19 protein-coding genes are annotated in these 23550 nt (G+C 55.9%); 10 read left to right on the top strand and 9 right to left on the bottom strand.

The window, feature by feature from the left end; genetic code table 11:
- Window positions 1-4 precede the first annotated feature (4 nt).
- The 4 genes from V5T57_RS07520 to V5T57_RS07505 form a co-directional block, all read right to left on the bottom strand.
- The gene (locus tag V5T57_RS07520) at window positions 5-946 is read right to left on the bottom strand and encodes a 4Fe-4S binding protein (RefSeq protein WP_332890569.1); all 942 of its coding nucleotides are present in this window, start codon (window positions 944-946) and stop codon (window positions 5-7) included.
- A gap of 5 nt (window positions 947-951) precedes the next feature.
- On the bottom strand, window positions 952-1764 hold the full coding sequence (locus tag V5T57_RS07515) for a CbbQ/NirQ/NorQ/GpvN family protein (protein WP_332890568.1): 813 nt from the start codon (window positions 1762-1764) through the stop codon (window positions 952-954).
- Window positions 1765-1905: 141 nt separating this feature from the next.
- A complete protein-coding gene (locus tag V5T57_RS07510) occupies window positions 1906-3291 on the bottom strand; it encodes a cbb3-type cytochrome c oxidase subunit I (protein ID WP_332890567.1) in 1386 nt (461 codons plus the stop codon).
- Window positions 3292-3303: 12 nt separating this feature from the next.
- Entirely contained in the window at window positions 3304-3744 is a 441-nt protein-coding gene (locus V5T57_RS07505; protein ID WP_332890566.1) for a c-type cytochrome, read from the bottom strand.
- A gap of 483 nt (window positions 3745-4227) precedes the next feature.
- Between V5T57_RS07505 and V5T57_RS07500 the strand changes: the two genes are divergently transcribed.
- The 9 genes from V5T57_RS07500 (at window position 4228) to V5T57_RS07460 (ending at window position 18465) form a co-directional block, all read left to right on the top strand.
- Complete coding sequence (locus V5T57_RS07500; protein WP_332890565.1) at window positions 4228-9810, top strand: anti-phage protein ZorA-like protein; 5583 nt, start codon at window positions 4228-4230, stop codon at window positions 9808-9810.
- A gap of 6 nt (window positions 9811-9816) precedes the next feature.
- A complete protein-coding gene (locus V5T57_RS07495; RefSeq protein WP_332890564.1) occupies window positions 9817-11397 on the top strand; it encodes a CYTH domain-containing protein in 1581 nt (526 codons plus the stop codon).
- Window positions 11394-12272, top strand: coding sequence for an HDOD domain-containing protein (locus V5T57_RS07490; RefSeq protein ID WP_332890563.1), 879 nt, complete (start codon window positions 11394-11396; stop codon window positions 12270-12272). Before V5T57_RS07495 ends, V5T57_RS07490 begins: the two co-directional genes overlap by 4 nt.
- Window positions 12259-13032 (top strand): OmpA/MotB family protein, encoded by a 774-nt coding sequence (locus tag V5T57_RS07485; RefSeq protein WP_332890562.1) that lies wholly within the window; start codon window positions 12259-12261, stop codon window positions 13030-13032. The genes V5T57_RS07490 and V5T57_RS07485 overlap by 14 nt, the downstream gene beginning before the upstream one ends.
- Before the next feature lie 1084 nt (window positions 13033-14116).
- Window positions 14117-14371 carry a hypothetical protein gene (locus tag V5T57_RS07480; protein ID WP_332890561.1) on the top strand — a complete coding sequence of 85 codons (255 nt, stop codon included), beginning with the start codon at window positions 14117-14119 and terminating at the stop codon, window positions 14369-14371.
- A 127-nt stretch (window positions 14372-14498) separates the two neighbouring features.
- Complete coding sequence (locus tag V5T57_RS07475) at window positions 14499-15344, top strand: sterol desaturase family protein (RefSeq protein ID WP_332890560.1); 846 nt, start codon at window positions 14499-14501, stop codon at window positions 15342-15344.
- A complete protein-coding gene (locus V5T57_RS07470; RefSeq protein WP_332890559.1) occupies window positions 15341-15658 on the top strand; it encodes a J domain-containing protein in 318 nt (105 codons plus the stop codon). Before V5T57_RS07475 ends, V5T57_RS07470 begins: the two co-directional genes overlap by 4 nt.
- 41 nt (window positions 15659-15699) lie before the next feature.
- The gene (locus V5T57_RS07465) at window positions 15700-18120 is read left to right on the top strand and encodes a heavy metal translocating P-type ATPase (protein WP_332890558.1); all 2421 of its coding nucleotides are present in this window, start codon (window positions 15700-15702) and stop codon (window positions 18118-18120) included.
- Between the two features lie 45 nt (window positions 18121-18165).
- On the top strand, window positions 18166-18465 hold the full coding sequence (locus tag V5T57_RS07460) for a hypothetical protein (protein WP_332890557.1): 300 nt from the start codon (window positions 18166-18168) through the stop codon (window positions 18463-18465).
- 228 nt (window positions 18466-18693) lie between these two features.
- Here V5T57_RS07460 and V5T57_RS07455 read toward each other — a convergent pair whose 3' ends face one another.
- Both V5T57_RS07455 and V5T57_RS07450 read right to left on the bottom strand, forming a co-directional pair.
- Window positions 18694-18879, bottom strand: a complete 186-nt coding sequence (locus V5T57_RS07455) for a hypothetical protein (protein WP_332890556.1) — start codon at window positions 18877-18879, stop codon at window positions 18694-18696.
- Window positions 18880-19178: 299 nt separating this feature from the next.
- Window positions 19179-20846 (bottom strand): EAL domain-containing protein, encoded by a 1668-nt coding sequence (locus tag V5T57_RS07450; protein ID WP_332890555.1) that lies wholly within the window; start codon window positions 20844-20846, stop codon window positions 19179-19181.
- A gap of 253 nt (window positions 20847-21099) precedes the next feature.
- On the opposite strand from V5T57_RS07450, the gene V5T57_RS07445 reads away from it, so the two are divergent.
- Window positions 21100-21489, top strand: coding sequence for a hypothetical protein (locus V5T57_RS07445; RefSeq protein WP_332890554.1), 390 nt, complete (start codon window positions 21100-21102; stop codon window positions 21487-21489).
- 53 nt (window positions 21490-21542) lie between these two features.
- On the opposite strand, the gene V5T57_RS07440 is transcribed toward V5T57_RS07445, so the two are convergent.
- Genes V5T57_RS07440 through V5T57_RS07430 form a run of 3 tightly spaced genes read right to left on the bottom strand, consistent with a single transcriptional unit; the run spans window position 21543 to window position 23549 of the window.
- Window positions 21543-22151, bottom strand: coding sequence for a nitroreductase family protein (locus V5T57_RS07440; RefSeq protein WP_332890553.1), 609 nt, complete (start codon window positions 22149-22151; stop codon window positions 21543-21545).
- Window positions 22152-22188: 37 nt separating this feature from the next.
- Window positions 22189-22662, bottom strand: a complete 474-nt coding sequence (locus V5T57_RS07435; RefSeq protein WP_332890552.1) for a chemotaxis protein CheD — start codon at window positions 22660-22662, stop codon at window positions 22189-22191.
- Window positions 22662-23549: a sensor histidine kinase gene (locus V5T57_RS07430; protein ID WP_332890551.1), complete on the bottom strand. Its 888-nt coding sequence runs from the start codon at window positions 23547-23549 to the stop codon at window positions 22662-22664. The genes V5T57_RS07435 and V5T57_RS07430 overlap by 1 nt, the downstream gene beginning before the upstream one ends.
- Window position 23550 lies beyond the last annotated feature (1 nt).

Raw genomic sequence — 23550 nt, 5'->3', positions numbered from 1 at the left:
GCCGCTACTTCCGCTTTTTGTGGATGAAAAGGGAGGCATCGCGACTGGCGACTTCCTCACCTCGGTGCCATACCAAAGGGGCACCGAGGGGGGCATCGCCGCGGACATCGGCACACCCTTGCATGCATAGACCACATTGGGTGCAGGTGTTGATGCGTCGTTTGCCTGATCGGGGGTTAAGGCGCATGGGGCAGGCGTTGTCACACGCTTGCACACAGCCGGAACAGGCTGCCGATGCCTTAAGCCGTAAGGTTGGGGTTTTGGCTGATGGGTTGGACATCCAAGCAATGCTTTGGGCTATGCCCACGGCACAGCCAAACCGACAGAACAGATGCCGGGCAAACACAAAATCAATCATAAACAGTGCGGTGCCCACACTTAAGAAAAGGGTTTGGTTAAAACTAAGCTGCCCGGTCCATAAATTATTAAAAATCAGCTGGGGGGGTAAAAGGTAGGTGAGCAGGCTTAAAGCCCAGGTAAAGGCCATAAGCAGGCTGGCCCCTAGGGTGATGGATAACCACAGGGCTTTTTGGTGGGGCTTCTGTTCCGCTTGTTCCCACAAAGTGGGTTTGCCGAGGGCGCGTTCCATTAAGCCATTAATCCACTCCACCACCGAAAAATGGGGGCAGAGCCAGCCACAATAGAGACGTCCATAATAAAAGGTGATCCATAACACCCCCACCGCCAAGGCGACCAAAGGGATCAGAATATAGATCAAGATCCCCCAGGCTGCTTCGGCTGGTGAGGTCTCTGCCATCAATAAAAAATCGGCCAACGCGCTGGCATAGGTGTGGCCAAACAGAACCAGGTGTCCCTCCAGCAGATCCATACGCAAAATATCTAAGGTCGGCGCCAGCAGGAACAGTGCAAAAAAGAGGGTGCGGCTTAACCGGCGCCACCCTTGTATGTGGCGCCATTTGCTTTTAAGGGCTGCGTGTGCGTCCAAAGGGGTTATCCCCCCAAGTGGCTGTGGATCACTTCCATCAGCGCTTCGGTGGTTTGGGGGTCGTCAGACATAGACTCGGCCATGGTGGCGCGGCAGGCATCCAGGGGGGCCATGCCGCCATCAATCAAGCGGGCCGCATAGATGAGTAGACGGGTGCTGATGCCCTCTTCCAGGTCTACATCGCGCAGTTTACGCATGCTGTTGCCCAGGGTGACCAGCTTGGCGGCCCAGTGCGCCTCCAGACCGGTCTCTTTGATGAGGATATCCCGCTCAATTTCCGCCGGGGGGAACTCAAAGCGCAGCGCCACAAAACGTTGCCGGGTGCTGGGCTTCATCCCCTTCATCATGTGTTGATAGCCGGGGTTGTAGGAGACCACCAACATAAAGCTGTCTGGGGCTGTGATCACCTCGCCGGTGCGCTCCAGGGGGAGCTCACGACGGTCATCGGCCAGGGGGTGAAGGATGACGGTGGTATCCTTACGGGCCTCGACAACCTCATCCAGGTAGCAAATCCCCCCTTCACGTACAGCACGGGTCAGTGGGCCATCGTGCCAGCGGGTTGCGCCGTTGGGTTCAATAAGGTGGCGCCCCACCAGATCAGCCGCTGTCAGGTCATCATGACAGGCCACGGTAAACAGTGGACGCTGTAGCTTAGCCGCCATATGCCGGATAAAACGGGTTTTACCGCAGCCGGTTGGCCCTTTGATTAAAAGCGGTAACTTATGGCCATAAGCGTACTCAAACAGCTCAACCTCATTGGCAACCGGTTGATAGTGAGGGAGATCGCTGGTGTCGAGCTGATGGGGTTGGCTTTCCATGGTGGGGATCCGTTTGTCATAGATAGAAAAGTTGGTCCGGTGAGGCTCGAGAGGGGGGAGTAGGGCGGCTTGCGCCGCCCCCTCACCGGACCAGGATGGCGCACCAGGGGGTTGGTGTCCATCTTTACTTAAGAAGGTGGGTTATGCAGTCTCTTCCTCTTCGTGGGGACGACCCTTGAAGAAGCTGTACAGGTACGTAACCAAGCCACCCATGAAGACCACACCAGCCACCAAACGCAACCAGTAGAAGAAGCTGATGGTATCCTGAACATCCATGAAGCTACCTGGGGCGTCGCCCATGCGCTGCATGTAGGTTTGCAGGATGCCAGCACCGGTCAGGAACAGGGTGATGAAGACCATGGAGATGGTCATCAGCCAGAAGCCCCACATTTCCAAAACCTGAGAGTCACGTCCACTGGTGGGACCATGACCGCGGATAAAGGGCATGGAGTAGGAGATGATGGTCAGAACAATCATCACATACGCACCATAGAAGGCCATGTGACCGTGTGCCGCGGTGATCTGCGTACCGTGGGTCAGGTAGTTCACAGGTGCCAAGGTGTGCAAGAAGCCCCATACACCAGCGCCAAGGAAAGCCATAACGGCGGTACCCATGGCCCACAAAGCGGCAGCTTTGTTGGGGTGGTTACGACGACGCTTGTTGATCATGTTGAAGGCAAAAACCACCATCATGAAGAAGGGGATAGGCTCCAGAGCAGAGAAGATGGAACCCAACCACTGCCAGTACTCAGGGGTACCGATCCAGTAGTAGTGGTGGCCTGTACCAATGATGCCGGTGATCAGCGTCATGGCAATGATCAGGTAGAGCCACTTTTCAATGATCTCACGGTCAACACCGGTCACCTTAATCAACACAAAGGAGAGGATCGCACCGAGGATCAGTTCCCAAACACCTTCCACCCACAGGTGAACAACCCACCACCAGTAGTACTTATCAAGCACCAGGTTGTCTGGGTTATAGAAGGAGAACAGGAAGAATACAGCCAGACCCAACAGACCCAGTAAGAGTACGATGGTAATGGCAGTCTTACGGCCCCGTAGTACGGTCATGGCAATGTTGAACAAGAAGCCCAACGCCACAATGACAATACCGATCTTGGTGATGGTTGGCTGTTCCAGGAACTCACGACCCATGGTGGGTAGCAGGTCGTTGCGGGTCAGCTCTGCCAAGGTGGCATAGGGAACCAGCAGGTAACCAAGAACGGTCAGCGCACCGGCGATCAAGAAGACCCAGAACAACAGTTTAGCCAGCAGAGGGCTGAACAGTTCATTCTCGGTCTCTTCCGGTACCAAGTAGTAGCTGGCACCCATGAAGCCCATGAGCAACCAAACAATCAGCAAGTTGCTGTGTACCATACGTGCAACGTTAAAGGGGATCTCAGGGAAGAGAAAATCACCGATAACATACTGTGTTCCCAGGATCAGACCAAACAGGATCTGACCGACAAAAAGTACCAGGGCCCCTTTGAAGTAAAGGGAGGCCACCGCTTGAGATTTATATTGCATGATCAGCCTCCTTTAGCCTTCGATGTTGGGGGGCCAGTTGGCCGTATTGATGGTGGAGGTCCACTTTAGGAACTGGGCGATGCCTTCCAGCTCTTCTTCACTGAGGTTGAACTGGGGCATCTGACGACGACCCTCAACACCAGAAGGCTGAGCTTCGATCCAGTCTTTGATGAACTCAAGCCCGCCATCTTCGCCGCCACGGCGTAGATAAACGTTGCCCAGTTCTGGGGCAAAGTAGGCCCCTTCTCCTAGCAGGGTATGACACCCTACACAGTTGTTTTCTTCCCACACCAGTTTACCCAGCGCCACCGCTTCGGTGATGTTTTCACGGTTGTCCCGTTCGGGCAGGACACTCATGGTACCCATGGTCAGGCCCAGGAACATGAGGAAGAAAAAGAGTGTGCCACCATAAAACACATTGCGGGCGGCGGTTTTGGTAAAGCGTTCGCTCATGGCGTTTATGCCCCCTTCTAATTGGTAATGAATGAAGAGCCAACACGCCCCGCAGTGGCGTCGGTCCCCGGTTCTATTAAAAATGGTCCGCTCAGCATAGGGTGCCAAGCAAAATTGGGAGTTGATATAGAACAATCCAAAAGAGAAAAAAACCCCGATTTGGACAGAAATGTGACCATAATTTTTTTTATCGGCCCATCGTTGTAAGGTTTTGTCAATCATTGAGGCTTCAGCGCGGTGGTTGAAGGCGCATCGTGCGGAAGATTTACCACTGTACCAAGGGGTTTATACGAATCTTTAAAAGGGCGTCAGGCCAAGCATGGTCTTTACCTGCTTTTAGCCTTATTCTTAGGCCACGCAGCTGTCTTTAGTCATATAAAGGGCGACCCCATAGGGGGTGCCGCTGTGATGTGGGGTGACAACAGCTTGTGGGTGGGGGTGTTGCCCCTGTTTGGTTTGATTCTGACGTTGTGGAGTATCGCCATGAAGGGACCGTTTTTCGGTACCATATGGTCTTTGATCTTAATGGGTGTTGCTGTCCTTGCGGGTATGCATGTATCAGAAAATGCACCGCAAATGATGGAGGCTTTGCCACTGCCTACCTTCCTGGCTGTGCCGTTGACCAATCAGGCTGAAGCGCCGATTGTCATGACACTGCTGGGGGTGATTAGTGGTTTTTTAGTCTTCTTTGGCGGTGGCTATGTCTGGCAGTCGGTCTTGGATGCCGCACGGGTCAGCTTGGCCCATGGTACGCTGGTACGTGCGGTCAAACGCGGCGAGTTTGAGCGGGGAGAGGCCGAGCCCGAGCTCTATGGTTGGTTCTACTATCCGCTGTTTTCACGCCTGTGGCATGACTTTACCGACTCCCTACACCGCCAAGTGGTGGTGGATGAGGCGGGGGAGGAGCGTACCCACTACCGCAGCACGGTACCGGCAGAGCTCTATTTTAACCATACCAATATGGTGGATACCCCCATGCGGGTGGAGTTCTTCCGCCATCTCCCAGGTATTTTGACGGGGGCGGGTATTGTCTCAACCTTCGCCGGTATTTTGCTGGGTTTGACCGACTTTAACCCTACCGTCGAAGCCAGTCAGGTTACCCAGCAGCTTAAGCATCTGTTTACCGGTGTTTCCACCGCATTTGTGGCCTCTTTTATCGCCATTTTAACGGCGATCTCCGTGACCGTGCTGGAGAAGCTGATCCTGCACTGGCGCTATGCCCAGATTACGCGTCTACAGGGCATTTTGGATGATCTGTTCCCTGGTGGGGTGGAGTCGGAGTATCTCGCCGATCTGGCCTACCAAGGTGGGTTGAGTAGTGATGGCACCCCGGTGGCCCGTGATGATGGTGCCGCGCGGGCCCTGCATGCCGCCCTGGCAGAACCGGTTAAGCAGATGGCCGATGCCGCCCAGCAGGCGGCCCAGCAGCAGCAGGTGCAGAGCCAGACCCTGGCGGATCTCTCCCGCGTGGTGCAAAGCATGGCTGGGGATATGAAAACCGCCATGGCACGTTTTGAGGCCTCAGGCCAGGCCACTCAGCAGAGCTTGGAGAAGCTGTTAGAGCAGCCGCAGCCCAGCGCGGGCGGCACGGTGGCGGAGGAAGGGGGCGGGGCGGATATGGCCCAAGCCATGCGCGGTGGCCTGGAAGGGCTGGCGCAGCAGCTGGATGTGGGGCAACAAGCCCAAATGGAGGCGCTGGCCCGTGGGCCGGAGCTGTTGGCAGGTATTGGGGAACGTCTGGAGCAGATCACCCAAGCTTTGGCCGCGCAGCCCACCGCTTTTTCTCAAGAGGTGGCGCAGCTGGTCGAGGGCAAACCGCAGGATGACACCCTGAAGGCTTCTTTAGACCGCCAAGAGCAGTTGCTGCAAGGGGTTAAAGGGGCGGTGAAAGCCCTGAATGAAAGTTTGTTGAATCTTAAACCTGCCGCGCAGGCCGGTGATCAGCCTGTTGCACCGAGCGAGAGCTCTGTGCCGATCAACGATGCCGCTTTTGGTGAAGCGGCCCGTATGGTGCCCGCCATGGAGTCTGCCCTAAAAGAGATACGGCAGATTCTTCAGGATCGTTTGAGTGAGCAGGGGGGCAACCAGCAGCAGCTGTTAACGGTTTTGACCCAGCTGGATGAAAATCTCAACCGGGGTGCCGCTCAGCGTGAAGCGCTGTTGATGGCACGCATGTCCCAGGAGCAAGGGAGCCTCTCTGAGAGTTTGCAGGAGATGTTGCAGACCGGTGTGCAGACCATGGAGAGCAGTGTGGCCACCTTGATGGAGGATCTGGCCAAGCGTGAGACCACCGATCAAGAGCACTTTCAAGTGCTGCGTGAAGGGCAAAATCAGTTGGAGTCTCAACTGGATGTCCTGCGTGATCAGGATGCCTACCAAGGGCAAGAGCTGGAAGGGGTGCGGGACGCCCTGGAGGGTCAGGAAGATAAACTGGATAACCTGCTGGGGCTGCATAACGATGCCGATGCCCGCCTGCAAGGGGTAGAGATCAACCAGGGGCAGCATCAGGCCAGTCTGGATAATCTGTCCGCTCAGCTGCACCGCCAGGAGAGCATGATCTCTGAGGAGCTGGGTATTTTGAAAGAGCAGGAGCCCGCCAAGGGCTTTCTGGAGTCGTTGCAGAACGATCAAATGGCGCTGGCTCGACGCCTGGATACCATGCATGAAGCTCAGGATCAGACTGGGGCGGTTCTCAAAACGGCCTTGGATGGTCAAAAAGCCCAGCTGTTGGAGCAGCTGGAAGGTATGGAAGATCTGCGGCAAGCCCAACAAGAGCTGCGTGACGCCCAGGATAAAGGGTTGGCACGTGGGGATGTGCTGCAACAGCTGACGGAATCGATCCACACCCGCCACGCCGATCGCTTAGCCCGCTTGCAACGCAAACTGGCCAAACGTCTGGAGCGTCTGGAACGACGCTTGTCTGGGGCCAATACGGAAGAGCTGGCCGAGAACCGGGATCAACTGCAGCAGCTCAATAGCGCCGTGACCGAACAGGTGGGGATGTTGGAACAGCTTAAATCGGGTCAGACCGATCTGAGTGGTAGCCAGCAGCAGGCCACCGAACAGTTGAAGGCGATGAACGAGGAGCAACAGGACCGTCTAAGCCAGCTTACCGACCAGCTTGAACAGGCCCAGCAGCGTGCCCAGACGCAAGAGGGGGTGATGGATCGTCAGCTGACGGTGATGACCGAACAGTTGACCGAGGCCGACAGCCGCTCCCAGCACGAAAATGCCCGTATGGAACAGCAGCTGGATGGGCTGTTGGCGCAGGTGCAAGAGGTTCAAGAGAAACATGCGGCTGGAGAGGCGATCTCTACCCGTCAGTTGGTAGCCATTACCGAGCAGTTAACGGCGGTGGAGGCCCATGCGCAAAACAGCAGTGAAGCGGTGGAGAGTCAGCTGGCCAATGTGGCTGAAAAACTGGATGAGGGCCAACAGCAGAGCCAAACCACCGCAGAGGGCTTTGATCACCATCTGGAGTCCATCGCCCAACAGCTTGGGGAGATGGATAACCGCCAGCACGCGGCTGAAGAGACGGTGGGTAACCGTCTGGAGCGGGTCTCCAGTGCCTTTGCCCAGCTGCGTGAAAAGCTGGATGAAATGGCCATTTCTCAGGAACAGAAGTTGGCGGGCATCTCCACGCTGTCTGAGGCACTACTGACCCTGCAAGGCGGGGTAGAGACACAGCAACAGGTGCTGAACGCCCTCCATGACGGGTTGAACACCGTCACCGAAAGTCAGCAGACCCAAGGTGAACAGCTGCAAGGCGTGGCGGATAACCTGCAAGGGCTGGCACCGATGCAGACCAGCCTGGATGGCTATGGCGCGCAACTGCAAGATTTCCAAACACAGCTCAGCAGCCTTCTGCAACAAGATGCCTCCGGTCAGCTCTCTGGCCTGCGCAGCATGCTGGAAGGTCAGCCTGCCATGCTGGATGTCCTTAAAGGGGGGCTGGATCGTGTGGTCAACTATGTTGAGCAGCGCCAGCAGAGCCAGGATAACCAAACCCTTTCTCTGGAAGAGGGGGTTGAGGGGCTGTTAGGTAACCTGCAAGAGAACCTGAATCTCCAAGGTGAGGTGCTGCTGAAGGTGCGGGAACATCAGGCTGAGACCGCCAGCGAGTATGAGAAAATTCGTGATGCGCAACAGGATATCGCCGAGCATATGTCCGGCATGGCCGACGCCCAGCGGGAGAGTACCGATGCGATGAACCTGACCCGCGCCGATGGCTTGGATAGCCGCCGCTTTATGGAGTCGGTGATGGATGCCCAGCAGGCCATCCGTTCCCGTATGGGTGAGTTGGGGGATGTACAGCGTCTGCTGCAAAACGCCCTGGGTAGTCTGGAAGAGACCCAGGATGAGGTGCGCACGGCCCTGCATCAGTCCCAGGCATCTCATGAAGAGAGCCAAGGTAAGTTTGATGGTGTGGTTACCCACATTGCCGACAGCTATAAAAAGGTGCAAAACGCCTTAAAAGGTCAGCACGAACTATCCGGTGCCGTGCAGGAGAGCCTGGGTGAGATGCGTGCGGAGCAGGGCATTATGCACCGGGGGGTGGTGGAGTCTCTAAAAGCGGTACAGGAGGCCCTGCCTGATGGGTTGCCAGAGGTGGTGGAGAATCTACGTACCACCGTGGGGCAGACCCTGCGTGACAGTATGAAAAATCTGCAGGATCGGGTGGAGGGTATCGGCCAAGGGATGGATCGTGCCCAGACCGCCATGGGGCTTTCCATTAATGAAATCCGTGCCCTGTTGCAACAGACCGGTGCGGAGCGGGATGCCCGCATGGCCGAACGTCTGGAGAGCATGGGCGAAGCCAACCGTAACCGACACCAGGCTATGATGAATACCCTAGAGGGGCTCTCTGCCCGTCTGGTGCAGCGTAGTGAACAGATGCAGAGCCAGTTGGAGAACCGCTCACAGCAGATGTTGGAGCAGCTGCAAGGTGCGGCAGAAGAGAGACCGGTTGAGACGGGTGAACCCTTGGAACCCGCCGCTTTGGCCCAGCAGCTTACTCAACAGGGGGAGGCCCAGATCGAGGCCATTACCCAGTTAAAATCCCATGTCAGTGATCTCATGCACGGCACCATGGGCCATTTTGCCGATGAGGTGGAGCAGCGGGTTGGGCAGATGCTCAAGGGCTCGTTGGATACCCTGGATGAGGTGAGTGAGCTCCTGCGCAGTAAAGGGGATGAGGCGGGCCAGGGCGTGCAGATGGCCGAACAGTTAGAGAGCCTAACCGCCCAAAGCCGTAGCCAGAATGAAGCGATTTTGGCGGCGATTGATGGCGCCACCATGGGCGCGGTCAGTGGGGATGAGACGGGCCAGGGTGTGCAGATGGCCCAACAGTTAGAGAGCCTAACGGCCCAAAGCCGTAGCCAGAATGAAGCGATTTTGGCGGCTATTGATGGCGCCACCATGGGCGCGGTTAGTGGGGGGGGGGATATGGATGCCGCCGCCCTTGTGCCAATGTTGCAAAAACGGATGGAAGAGAGCTTACAAGGAACCTTGGGGGAGCTGGAGAAACTGCTGGAGGATAATGCCGCCCAGAGCAATGCTCGTACCGACCAGTTGGCCCAAGCCATGGCCGATATGCAGAGCAGCTCTGTACAAGGGGTGGCCGGTGAGGGTGGGCAACAGGCCCTGGCCATGAGCCAACGCTTAGAAGCCCTGGTGGCGGATATGGATGGCCGCTTAACCCTGCTCCAACAGAAGCTGGCCGACGAACAGGGCACCATGCAGCGTACCTTGGAGGCTTGGGCTGAACGGATCGCCCAAACCAAAGAGGAAGAGAAGAGCCTGTTGGCCGACCATATCTCTGCCATTAATGATCAAAACGAGACCCGTCATAAAGGGATGATGGGGGCTTTGGATGAGGTCAGCCGTACCTTTAGTGGTGACATGGAGCAGATGCGCCGGGATATGGAAGAGAGCTCGGATCTGGCTGCTGACAAACTGGTTAAACAGCTGCGTAAGGTGGTGCATGGCGCCAGTGAGGAGCAGTCGGTTTATATTGAAATGCTGGGCGAGCGTATGGATGCCCTGCGTAAGAAGATTAAGAAGTAAACGGTCATGTTTCCCAAACAGTGCATACGCCTGAGGGTACCACCGGAGCGGGCTGCAAGCCTGCACCGGCACCCTGTGCTGGCGATGGCACAGGGTAAACGGCGTATTCGCTCGCGTATTGTGCGGTTTTACGATACCCCCCAGTGGGATCTGCGCCAAGCCAGTTTGGCGTTGCAGGTTCAAAACCGGGGCAAAGGGTGGCAGCAACGGTTGGTCTCCTTGACCGATGGTGGCCGTTTGGGGGTGGAGAAGGGCGGCCGCTCGGTCTTGACCCGCCATAAGATCCAGGCCGATCGGCTGGAGCTGCTAACCATGCTGCGGGACCCCAAGGTTCGGCATACCTTTGATCGTTTGGATGCGGGGACCTTGAGCCACCGTTTTACCCTGCGCAGTCAGCGCCGAACACTACGGCTTGCACGGGAGGGGGGGGCACCGATCACCCTGATTGAAGAGGTGGGTGAGATCCTGGATGGCAACGGTAAAACCCCGTTCCATGATCTGTTGGTGATGGCCGATGAGACGAACAGCGCTTTGGGCTATGAAGTGGCGTTAAGTCTTCATGCTCAGCTTCAAGGTGGGTTACTGTTTGCCGCGCCAGCAGAGCGGGTGATGGCCGATGAGCAGCCATTGCCCTTCTCATACGCATGGGCTTGGCCCGCCCTGCCTATGCGTAAAGAGACAGATATTACCAAGGCCTATCAGCAATTAAGCAGCACACTGCTCGAGCAACTGTTTGCCCTTATCCCCCAACTGCTCCATGGCGGAAGCGAGGGGGCTTGCCAGGCCCAGCGTACCTTGGCCCAACGCTTAGAGGCGTTGGAGGCTATGGATGACTGGCTGGTGCATTTGGCCCACCCGGAAGCTGCACAGGTGTGGGGGGCGCTGCGACAAGAGTTGCAGGATGATCAGCAGTGGGGGGTGTTTTTGGATGATCTCCTCACCCCCTATGCCGACAATTTAGAAGAGCCCTTTACCACCGCACCCTGGACCCACCGCGCGCAGAGCCAATGGCAGCAGGGGCAGCGTAGCTGGCAGTTGGCCCTGCATGGAACCGAGTTTGCCCAGGCGGTTTTGGGTATGGGGCTGTGGCTGGCGCGGCGGGGGTGGTTAAGCCGCCGGGATGAGGATGATCAGCGAGAGACCCCCCCGGGTTTAGCACAATGGGTTCGGGAACGGTTGGAAGAGAACAATTGGCCGATGGTCAAAGGGGTTAAAGCAGGAGAGCCCCAGGGGCTTCAACGCATGTGGCGGCAGTGGCTGTTGTTAACGCTGTTTGGCCGTCAGTTTGAGCAGATGTCCAACGCTTCCAAAGGGGTGGTGGAGCTGGATCTCTCCCTGCTTGAATATGGTATTTATCAAGAAGCGCTGGACCGGGCTATGGCGAGTGTACGCTTTATCTATGAAGTGGCCCCGCTGGCGAAACGCTTTAAGGATGTGGCGGTTGAAGCTGATGGGGCAACACAGGCTGATTTTGAGGCCTGGTTCGATACCCTGATGCGTCAACAGCAAGGGCAGATGGCCCAAGCCATGGCCGAACTGGAGCTCTCAGCAGGTTTTTGGGTTAACGGCTGGGGGGGGCGTTCATGACGCGTTCCCTCAAAGCCCATATTAAAGAGCATCCCCCGTTACCACTGCCCCGTACCTTGGTGCATCTGCGCCGTGAGCTGGACCGTTTTACCCCAGATCTTATGGCGGTGGCGGAGATTATTGAACGGGATGGCGCGTTGACCGGCATGGTATTGGGGGCAACCGCCCACCAATACCGGGGGGGGCGGGGTCGCATCCGTGAAGCGGTGGTGCTGTTAGGGCTCTCAGCTCTGGAGTCACTTTTGGGCAAGCTGTTTTTGGAAGCGCCCATGGTCAACCCCTACAGTCCGCTCTACCCCATGGCCGCCCAGGCCCACCATCAGGCGCTGCGTATGGTCTGCTGTTTGGAGCAGGTTACCACTTTGGGCCGGGTTCAGCGTCGCCACCGGGTACACCCTCAGCTGGCCCATACCGCGGGTTTAATGCAGGGGATGGGGCGTATGGCGCTGGTGGGCCGTTCCGCCGAGTACCGGTTGCAGATGAAAAAAAATCCCCAGCGCGATATGGATGCGTGGATGAGCTATGAACAGGATCTGTTCGGCTACCACCACCGTCAAATGGGGGCGGCGCTGTGTCGTCACTGGAGACTACCCGAGTCGGTGGTGGCCGTTGTGGCCAACCCGGAGGCTGGTTTAAGCCTGCTTAAGGCAGGACGGGCTATTAAATTTCAGCAAGGCGTTGTTATGCAAGCACTGGTCGCTCTGGTGGCCGCTGCCAAAGCGGAAGAGCAGGATCTGGGTCAGTTGGAACCTTTTTTAGCGGCCACGGGTGTGCCCGATGCCGCGTGGCCCCAAGTGATGTCGGCCATTTTGGCGGTGCCCGCACCGCCATGGAACGATCTGTTGGGGGAGGAGGGCGAGCATGACCCTGCGTAAAATGCCGGAAAAAAAACGGCTGGAGGTCAGTGATAACCCCTTTTGGATCAGCTATGCGGATTTAATGACCGCCTTGGTGATGCTGTTTCTGGTGGTGATGAGTATCTCCATGATCGCTGTGGCGTCGCGGGATGAAGTGCGCCAGATGACCCGTAAAAAAGAGATCACCAAGGTGTTTGATGCCTTGGAAGATAGCGCTAAGGAATCCAACCTCTCCTTGGTTATTAACCGTACCGAGCAGACCATCAGCTTTGGTAACAGCGCCCGTTTTGGGCTGGATAGCTACTATCTCTCGGCCGGTGTACGTCAGCAGCTTAAGGATTTTGTCCCCATGTTGCTGCGTGTGCGCAAAAAGGGGGAGGGGCGCTGGATCAAACGTATTCATATTGAGGGGTATACCGATGATATTGGTACCTACCTCTATAATGTGCGTTTGAGTATGAACCGGGCTCAGACGGTGCTCTGTACCTTAATGGAGGCAGAGGTTAGTAAAGCCCAGCGCCGCGAGTTGCAACGTATGATTATTATTGATGGGGCAGCTTCAACCAGTATCCGCAGTAGCCGTGAGGAGAGCCGACGGGTTGAAATTCGCCTGGAATTTCTCCGGCATGATGAAGCTGTTGACGATCAACCCTTATGGGAGATGCCGCTTGGGCGGTGCCCCATTCCCTTGGCGCCCTTAGCGGGTGAAAAACCCAAGGTGCTCGATGAGCCACTACCGCCTTTTCCTGGCACAACCAACCGGCCAGTTAAAGAGTGAGCGCACCCAAGGGGGGGATGAAAATCCCCCTCTTTTTTTAGGTCTACGGTTCCTCCTGACGCAGCGATCTAAGCCGCTTCAGCGCTGCGTATAGCTCGGTTCTAGCCTTTGCTTTATGGGGGGCTAGATAGGGGTCCTTCATCCCGTTGGATCGTTACCCTCAACCAAGGGGCGTGTTTAGGGGGGGTGTAACGCTACGGCGCCTAAGCGAAGCGTGTGTTTTTTTAAGAAGATGCATACGGTTGATCCCTTTTCGCTCTCAAGCGTATGGCCTGGGTTAGATCCATGCCGTTGCCTATGGTTTAAGGTGTGTGGTCTGGCTTGAGCATCCTTTTGTACGCTTAATGATCGACGCCAGGCGTTCGGGCGCGCGCGTTTTGGGCTGTGTTCATGGGGTTTTGGTGAGGTGCCTGATGTTCGTTTATCGCTAAAAAGCGTGGCGGCGGGCCGGTTGGGCTGTGTGTGGTCAAATAGACAGTCGATGGATCAGGGGGGGATGAACCCTGAGGGTGCGCTTGCATGAAAAAGGCTGGCTGCGGGTCGTGATCCGTTGGGCTGTGTGGACCTAATAGAGGGGGGCAACGCGTTATAGCCGCGACCATGGTCAACCTTGGTCAAACAGCAGGGACCACTGGCAAAAGGGGCCGATGCCTGGGCGCTGGGGTGTCGGCCATGGTGCCGTAGAGGGGGCTGTTGTCATGGGGGACAGGTGGGGGCGACTGGCATAAATGGGGGCTTTTTGCTGGAATAACGTATGCCGGTTATCGAGTCAGTGTGGCCGTGTCGAGGGAGAACCGCTGTTTTAGGAGGATAAAGGCCGCGGGTCCCACGGTATGGGCCTGTTTAGTGGGTGCTCTTCAATAAAGCCAAGGCTGTTTTAGGAAGGCTGGTTGAGGTGTTTTTCAATAAAATGCACCGTTTTGAAAAAAAGATTGAATTTGTGCAGGATGTTTTCCGACAATAGTAGTGTGTTGTTCACAATAGGTTATACCATTCATAGCATGTTATGATGGTTTATTCTGCGTCGTAGGGGATGCAGAATGTTTGTTTAGAAAGCTCTGCACCCTGATAAAGGAGATGCTTCGTGTCTAGTGTTCGTTGTCCTGTCTGTGGGGGTCGCCCGGCCCGTATTTATAAATGCAACGTGTGCAATGAGGTCCGTTGTGGTCAGGATGGATGCACAGGCAGTTTAAGCGGTGTTAAAGGGTGGGGCAGTGCGGGATCTCAATGCCGTAACTGTCGGGATGGTCGCTATGGCGCCATCAGCTTCTTCAGCTCCGAGATGGAAACCATTCTGCGTGAGCATGCCCACACCCGTAAAGTTCGGGATGGCAAATAATAACCACGCTTGCAACTGATCCTTAGGTGGCAAACGGTGGGGTAGAACATAAAACCGTACGTTTTTACAAACGTACGGTTTTATGTTTCTATGGGGTGATGGGGGCTTTTTTTGAAGGGAATCTGTCGTGGAAGCGTGGCTGTTACAGCAGGAACCGGTCTTACGTTTGGTCGCCTTTTTTTCTATTTTTGCACTCATTGCCTGGTGGGAGTGGAAGCGGCCTCGGCGGACCATGCGCTTGACCCGTCGCCAGCGCTGGCCCGCCAACCTGGGCATTGTGGCGTTAAATACGCTGGTGGTTCGGTTGCTCTTTCCGGTTGCTGCGGTAGCCTGGGCAGCCCATGTGCATGAACAGGGGTGGGGGCTGCTGAACATCTGGGGGATAAGCGGTCTGGCTGCGGTTGTCCTGGGTGTGGTGGTGATGGATGGCATTATCTACCTGCAACATGTGATGGTCCATGCGGTACCAATGTTGTGGCGTTTGCACCAAGTACACCATGCAGATCCCGCTTACGATGTCACCACCGGTGCGCGTTTTCACCCGGTTGAAATTGTGCTCTCCATGGGTATTAAGTTTATTACCATTCTCTGGCTTGGCCCCCCTGCCGCCGCTGTGTTGCTGTTTGAGGTGATCTTGAACGGTATGGCGATGTTTAACCATGGCAATATCCGCTTGCCTTTGGCGGTGGATCGGCTGTTGCGCCTGCTGTTGGTCACGCCAGATGTCCACCGGGTCCATCACTCCACCATACCCTCTGAGGCGAACAGTAATTTTGGCTTTAATCTGTCGATCTGGGATCGGCTGTTTGGTACCTATAAAGCCCAACCAGAGCTGGGACATGAGCAGATGGAGATTGGTATTACCACCCATCAAGGGCCCAATACCCATAGCTTTTGGGGGCTGCTTACCCTGCCTATGGCGCAAAAGCCGGATCGGTATGCGCTAAACCGACGCTGGTCTGATCCTTCATGAGTGGGCGTAAACCGGGTTTGTATGCCCGTATTAGCGAAGCTCGGGAGGTTCTGGGGTTGGGGGAGCGGGCCAGTTTGGCGGATATTGAAACCCGCACTAAAGCGCTTCTCATGCGTTGGCACCCCGATAAAAATCCGCCAGAAAAAGCCCAGCAGTGCCACACCCGCACCCAGGAGATTTTGGAAGCACAGAAGTTGATTAAAGCCTATCTGGCCCAGTACAAATACTCCTTTGCCCGTGAAGAGGTCGAGCGCTACCTGCCCCCGGATGAGTGGTGGTTTAAACGTTTTGGTCCTGATGAGGATGAGGTTTAACCTCATCTTCCCATCCCCCCCTTTGCTGATCGAGTTTAACCATGTCTGACCCTGTTCAAACCCTGCATTTGCCGATTGAAGGCATGAGTTGTGCCGCCTGTTCCAGCCGTATGCAACGCCGTTTTAATGCTATGGATGGGGTGAGCCAAGCCAGTGTGAATTTGGCCACCGCCACCGCGGTGGTGGAAGGGCAGGTGACGCTGGATGCGTTGGAAAAACTGGTGCTTAAAACCGGCTTTTCCGTACCAAGGGTGACCCAGGCTTTTCAGCTACAGGGTTTGTCGTGTGCCTCCTGTGTGGCCAAGGTGGAAGGGGCGCTTGTGACGTGCTCAGGGGTGGAGAAGGCGTCCGCCAATTTGGCCACCGGTGAGCTGTTGGTCACGTATATTCCTGAACATGTTACCCCGCTCCACATTCAGCAGGTTGTTGAGACGGTCGGCTATAAACTGTTGGTCGCAGAAGAGGGAGGGGCAGACCGCACCCAACTGGCCCAACAACGTGAGATCAAGAGCCTGGGGCAACGGCTGTGGGTTGGGGCCGCACTGGTGGTGCTCAACATGCTGGTTATGCATGGCCATTTGCCCATGCTCAACGCGTTGGAACCAAGTTGGCTTAACCTGCTGCAAGGGCTCTTGATCACCCCGGTGGTCTGGTGGTCAGGTTGGGGGTTCCACCGTGGGGCGTGGCAGGTGCTTAAACATGGCAGCGCCAACATGAACACTTTGGTCAGTGTGGGGTCCCTAACCGCCTACTTCTCCTCCCTGTTTATTACCGTGTTGCCTCAGTGGTGGGCTGGGGCAGGTCAAGCGGGTTATGTCTATTTTGATACCGCAGGTATGATCATAGTCCTCATTTTGGTGGGGCGTTATTTAGAAGCCAGGGCCAAGCAGCGTACCGCCGGTTCTATCCGGGCATTGATGGCCTTAACCCCACAAACCGCGCTGTTGGTGGGAGAAAACGGGCAGATCCGTGAGGTGCCCGCTGCGGAGCTGGAGGTTGGGGATCATCTGTTGGTACACCCTGGGGCGACCATTCCGGCTGATGGCACCATTGTGGATGGTGCGCCACATATTCACGAGGCCATGCTTACCGGTGAGCCTATTCCTGTTCAAAAAGAGCAGGGGGATGTGGTGGCTGGGGGAACGGTTAATGGCTCTGTGCCGTTTCGTATGCACACAACCCGTGTGGGTGGGGATACCGCCTTGGCGCGTATTATCACCATGGTGCGGGAGGCCCAAGGGGCCAAACCCCCCATCGCCCGCTTGGCCGACCGTATTGCCGGGGTGTTTGTGCCGGTTATCATCACCTTGGCAACTGTGGTGTTGCTGGTCTGGTGGTTGTTACTGGGGGCAGATTTTAGCCATGCACTGACCCACTTTATTGCGGTTATGATTGTCGCGTGCCCCTGTGCATTGGGTTTGGCAACACCGACCTCTGTTATGGTTGGAACCGGGCGTGGGGCGCGCTTGGGGATGTTAATGCGTGGTGGGGATGTGCTGGAACGCGCCCACCATGTGGATGCGGTGCTGTTTGATAAAACCGGTACCTTAACCCGTGGTGAACCGGTGCTGACCAACCGTTTGGGCGAGGATGATCTGCTGGCTGCGGTTATGGCGGTGGAGGTGCAGTCGGAACACCCCATTGCCCGCGCTGTGGTGGCGGGGTTGTCTGAGGTGGGGCTAAGCCCCCGTACGGTGACTGAGGTTCAATCCCTGACCGGTCATGGTATGCAGGCTCAGGTTGATGGCCAAAGGTTGATCCTGGGCCGTCTTTCTCTACTAAAAGAGCAGGGTGTTGAGATCGATAGTGATCTGGTACACCAAGGGGATTTGTGGTCCTCTTCTGGGCAGAGTTTGATCCATGTGGCGTGGGGCGGTGTACACAGTGGCTTGCTGTCGGTGAGTGATCCGGTGCGCCGTGAAAGTAAAGAGGCCATTGCGGCCCTTAAAGCCCAGGGGTGTGCCGTCTATTTGGTTACGGGGGATAACGCCTATACCGCCAAGGTGGTGGCGGAGCAGGTGGGTATTGACCCTGACCAGGTGATGGCTGAAACCCTGCCTGAGCATAAAGCTGATGCTGTTGCACAACTGCAGGAAAAAGGTTTGGTGGTGGCCATGGTGGGGGATGGTCTGAACGATGCCCCAGCCCTGGCCCGTGCCGATGTGGGGATTGCCTTGGGCAGTGGCACCGATGTCGCGGTGGAGAGTGCCGATATTATTCTCATGGCGGCGGATGTGCGCGGGGTGGCCCGTGCCATGGCGCTCTCCCGCGCGGTATTAAACAACATTCGTCAAAATCTGTTCTGGGCCTTTGCCTATAATATGGTGCTTATTCCCATTGCCGCGGGTGTTTTGGTGGGGTGGGGAGTGGTGTTGGAACCCGCCTGGGCAGCGGCTGCGATGGGGTTATCCAGCGTGACTGTGGTGAGCAACGCCCTGCGCTTGGGGCGGCTGAAGGTTTAGAGAGATGTAGCGTGGCCTGGTGCTGGGTTTGACCGAGGCATGGGGATGCGCTCTATCTGGCTTTCTGCACCGTTTGGCTGGGGGGTGCAGCTTGTCAGAGCTGTGATTGCCATGGGGTTCGACTGTGGTGCGCAACGCCCTGCGCTTGGGGCGGATGAAGGTTTAGAGAGATGTGGCCTGGTGCAGGGTTTGACCGAGGCATGGGGATGCGCTCTATCTGGCTTTCTGCACCGTTTGGCTGGGTGTCAGCCTGTCAGGGCGACGGCTGGGATGGGGTTCGACTGTGGTGCGCAACGCCCTGCGCTTGGGGCGGCTGAAGGTTTAGAGAGATGTAGCGTGGCCTGATGCAGGGTTTGACCGAGGCTTGGGGATGCGCTCTGTCCGGCTTTCTGCACCGTTTGGCTGGGTGTCAGCCTGTCAGGGCGACGGCTGGGATGGGGGTTCCGCGTGACTGTGGTAAGCCATGCGCTACGCTTGGGGCAGCGGAAGGTCTGGACAGGCAAGGTGTCGGTTGAGGCTCTGTATGCATGGGCCTTCTCTATATTCGTAGTCTAAAGGCCATTTTCACAGGGTTCAGGCGGCTGGCCCTGAGTGTACGGTGCCCCACACCCATACGGTTTGAATGGGGCTGGATGTTCGCTGTAGGGCAACCCGAGAGGCCCCTTGCACCATGGCAGGGTTGGCAGAGCCCTGTACCCCGTCATACTGTTGCACACCCTGGGTCACAAGTGAGGGCGTGTGGGGCTTGCCTCCATGCATAACCGCTGTTCTGGGGTGGTTTGGTGCCGCTGCCCGCCCGGATGACAGGGGGACGCATGACCGTGGTGAACCGTGCTGTGTAGCGTTGGCACTGGGCTATTGCTGGCGGGTGCAGAGGTGCCAGCATACAGATCTGCCAGGATCCATGGCTCACACCAGATGTTGTAGAAGACGATGCCTAGGTGTGGCGTGATGGGGCGAGTGCTGAAAGGGTTTGGGGCCTTAAGGGGATGATGATTCCATAAAAAAGGGGGGAAAGCCGAAGCTTTCCCCCTTTTTGTTGCGCGGTGTTGACGCTTCTATGGGGTTAAGAACAGTTCGGTAAACTCTTCGGCGGCGCAGGGCTTGCCAAAGAAGTAACCCTGGGCAAACTGCACCCCTTTTTGCTCCAGGAAGTGACGTTGGGCTTCACTCTCCACCCCTTCACCAATCAAGACCCGGTTTAGGCTGTTGCCCATGTTTACAATGGTGTTGACCAGGACCTCGGCCTCCACATCATTCAAAGCATCGGGCACAAAGGCACGGTCAATCTTAACACCGCACACCGGCAGGCTACGCAGAACGCTTAGGGAGGAGGAACCTGTACCAAAATCATCCAACCACAAGCGTACACCTAGATCTCGTAGGCCCGTTAACATGGCCATGGCCCGTTCGGGGTCTTCCCCCAAAATATTCTCGGTGATCTCCAGCACCAAACCACTGGGGGGCAGGCCGCTGGCTTTTAAAATATCAGGAATTTTATCATCTGTTGAGAGCTCACGGCAGCGGGTGCAGGTGAGGTTGACCGAGACATAAAAATCCTCAACATGGGGGTGCTCTTGCCGCCATTTAACCGCCTGTGTGCAGGCTTCGGTCAAGGTCCACTGGGTGATCTGCCCAATTAGCCCCATCTCTTCAGCAATGGGTATAAAGACCTCAGGAGAGACCGAACCCAGGGTGGGGTGGTTCCAGCGTAGAAGCGCCTCGCCCCCGGCAACCTGGCCCGTTTTTAGATCAATGATGGGCTGGTAGCACAGGGCCAGCTCCTGGTCATCCACCGCGCTGGAGAGCTCTTTTTCCAGCTCCATACGTGCCATCGCCTCAGCATGCATGTCGGGTGTGTAGAAGCGGTAGGCGTTACGGCCCTCGGTCTTGGCGCGATACATGGCAGTATCGGCATTTTTAAGCAGGTCATCCAGGTTGTCAGCATCGTCTGGGAAGATGGTAACCCCAACAGAGCCGGAGATGGTGACCTCTTGCCCCTCCAACGAAAAGGGGGTGGCCAGTTGTTCCAGAATTTGTGCAGCAACCCGTTCGGCGTGGGGGCCGCGGGCCATGTCTGGCAGGATGACGGTAAACTCATCCCCACCCAAACGGGCCACGGTATCTGACTGACGGTGGCAGGTAAGCAACCGTTGCGAGGTTACACGCAGCAGTTCATCCCCGGCGGCATGACCCAAAGTGTCGTTGACCCATTTAAAACGGTCCAGATCAATAAACATGACCGCCACACGAACATCGGTCCGTTTGGCACGCATAAGCTCCAGTTGCAAACGGTCCAGGAACAAGGCGCGGTTGGGTAAGCCGGTCAGTGCGTCATAGTTGGCTTTATGACGTATAAGCTCCTCTTGCCGTTTTTTCTCCGACACATCCCGCAGGGTGGTGACCAATAGCTCTTTATCACCGGGAAGCTGGGTGGTCAGCGCTTCAGCATGGGTAAAGGGCTTGGCTTCTGGCAGCAGCTTTAGCTCCACATGTTTAAAGACGCCAGCCGTATGCGTGTGGTTGGCGCAACTGTGTAGCCAAGCCTCCCGACAGACAGGGTCAATGCGAATGGAGATTAGATTTTCTGTCAGATCCGTGTCCACCTCAGTGCCCAACATCACACGGGCGCTGTGGTTGGCGTAGAGAATAATATCCTTATCATGAATAAGAATACCATCCGCCATGTGGTGGATAAGATGTTGACCGTCAAAAGAGAAATCCATTGAGGCAGTCCCTTATACCAAGGCCTTGCCGTTTGAACATAGTCATAGAAATGGGTATGTTGCAAACAGGGAAGGGCGTGGCTTTGTCTATTAAAAACAGATTACTGAAGGTCAATGTAACATGAACCGAGGCGTTTGAGTAGCGGTGGCCCACATGGAAGCATAAATTTGCGGCATCGTAACATGGTGCGGGGTTTGCTTGTTACAAAGGGCTGTACTTAACGTCTTGTACGACTAAGAGAAAGTATGTTCCATGTTACATCGTTTTGAATCTTGGGCAACCACCCCTCAATCGCCACTTTTGCCGCTCTCACGTATGGCGGCGGTCATGGCGTTTATGTCAGCCTTGGCTGGGTTTATTCCCTTGTGGGGAGGGTTCTTTATCGCTTTTTCCACACCGTTGATCGCCATGAGTGCAGGCCCTGCCTGGATCTTTGGGGTGGTGGTGGCGGTGATTAATGTGGTTAATCTGCAGTTCTTCTCCAAGCTCTATAAACTGGCGGCCTTCTCTGGGCTTAAGCAGGGTAATTATGAGATGATGACCATCTATGCCGGTCTGTTCCTGGCGCAGTTGTTAGCGTTGCTTGCGCTGTTTTTGCTGCAGCGGCGTCTTAAGCAAATGGCGATCTGGCCGCGGGCATAAAAAACGCCCTCTCTTAAACAGAAAGGGCGTCTGTATACAGGGGCTCTGGGGTCTTATGGATAAAAACGATCGGTAATGACCACATCGTCATAATCCAGTAGGCCACCACGGGGGCGGGCCTCCTCCACCGCCTTACCCACCACCACAAACATGCTGATCAGGTGATCGTCGGGTAGATTGATGACCTCGGCCACGGCCTCAAAATCAAACCCATCCATGGGGCAGCTGTCATAGCCCATGGCTTTGGCGGCGATCATTAAGCTCTGGGCGGCAATGCCGCATGAGCGCAACGCTTCATCCCGCTGTACGGTATCGTTATCCCGGTAAAAGCCATCAATGGCGCTTAACAGTATCTGTTGAACATCCTCTGGGGCGTGTTGCCAACAGTGTTCGGGGTAGCGTTCCCACGCCTTAAGGTCTGCACAGATTACCACCAATAAAGAGGCTTCCGTCACCTGGGCTTGGTTCCAGGAGAGCGCCTGTATCTGCTGGCGCATCTCTGTGTCCTTGACCACCACAAAACGCCAATGTTGTAGGTTAAACGCCGTGGGCGAGAGCTTGGTTAGCTCCAGCAGCTTACGTTCATCGGCTTCAGGCATGGTGTGGTTGGGGTCAAAATGTTTGACCGAACGGCGGGTCTCAAGGGCGGTTAAGGCATCCATTAAAGTACAACTCCAAACAGGATCTTAAAGAGGAGGGTTACGCGTTTTTGGCGCGTTTCATCAGAATACTGCCGGTGGCGGTATCCATCACAATCTTACGGCTCATTTCACCCCCTAAATCTTGGGCGAGAACCGGAATTTTAAATTGCCGTAGCATGTCCATGGCAACCTGAATATTACGCTCACCAACATTAAGCAAACCACTCTGATTGTTCAGCACCGCAGCACCACCAAAGACTTTGGCTTGTAGATTGCGCTTTTCACTGCCCATGATTAACAGGTTTTCCAGCAGTTTTTCGGTGGCGATGTTGCCAAATTTGGGGGAGGGCAGGCCGTCGCCGTTCCATAGGGGGAGTTTATAGTGGTTCATCCCCCCTTCACAGCGCACTTTATCCCATAGGCATATGGCCACGCAGGAACCTAAAACCGTGGTAATACGGTGGTGACCCGCTTTGGCATAGAGCGCCCCTGGCAATAAAAAATGGGTGCCAATGTTGGGGTTTGCCGCCATTAGAAGGCCTCAATCTGATCATCGAAGAACAGATCACCTTCCATACCAAAGCCATCTTCCTCTGTTCCCCCTTCCAAGGAGATTAGGTTGACCACAACGATCACCCCTGTATCCCCCTGGTTTTCCACTCGGATATCCCCCCCCATGAGATCCAGCATCGCTTTACAGATGGAGAGCCCCAAGCCGTGGCCCCGGTGCGCTTTGGTGGTGCCGCTATCAAGCTGGGTAAAGCGGTTAAAAATCTCCCGCATGGCCTCTTCTGGGATGGTTGGGCCGCTGTTGCTGAGGGTCAGCAGGGGGTCCTCTTCAGCCCCATCAAACAGTGTCAGTTCAATGGTGCCGCCCTCTTCATTAAACTCAATGGCATTGGAGATCAGGTTGCTCATGAGCAATCGGAACTTGGTGGTATCCAGGGTAAAAGGGTAGGGCTGGTTAAGCGCTTCGGGTAAGGTCACCTGTAGCCCTTTGGCCTGGATAAGATGCTCAAAGTTTTCCAGGGTATCACGAATTAAAGCGTGCAGATCTGTCGAGGAGGGCTCCAGCTCCGTCTCTCCAGCCTCTACCTCAGCGGCGGCAAAGATGTTGCGCAGCTGAAAGTCCAGATCATAGGCTTCACGAAAAATGGTGACCCCCATATTTTTCAACAGATCAGGATCCTCAATACCGCCCAGGCTCATAGCTTGGGCCATGCCGAGGATTGCCGTTAAAGGGTTGTTGATCTCATTTTTCATGTGCGAGATAAAGTGGCTTTTGAGCTGTTCTGAGCTCTCCAGCTTTTGGTTTACCTCTTCGAGCTTACGGGTTACCGTGCGAAGATCGTAGAGCGCTTTTTTGTTGGAGTCGAAACGCTGTTTCAGCTCTGAAATCAGTTCATCATCGGTCAACATA

This window comes from Magnetococcus sp. PR-3 (assembly GCF_036689865.1).
In the GTDB taxonomy this organism is placed as follows: Bacteria; Pseudomonadota; Magnetococcia; order Magnetococcales; family Magnetococcaceae; genus Magnetococcus.
The sequence above is the reverse complement of the archived record's forward strand: the minus strand, read 5'-3'. Positions and strand labels throughout refer to the sequence as shown.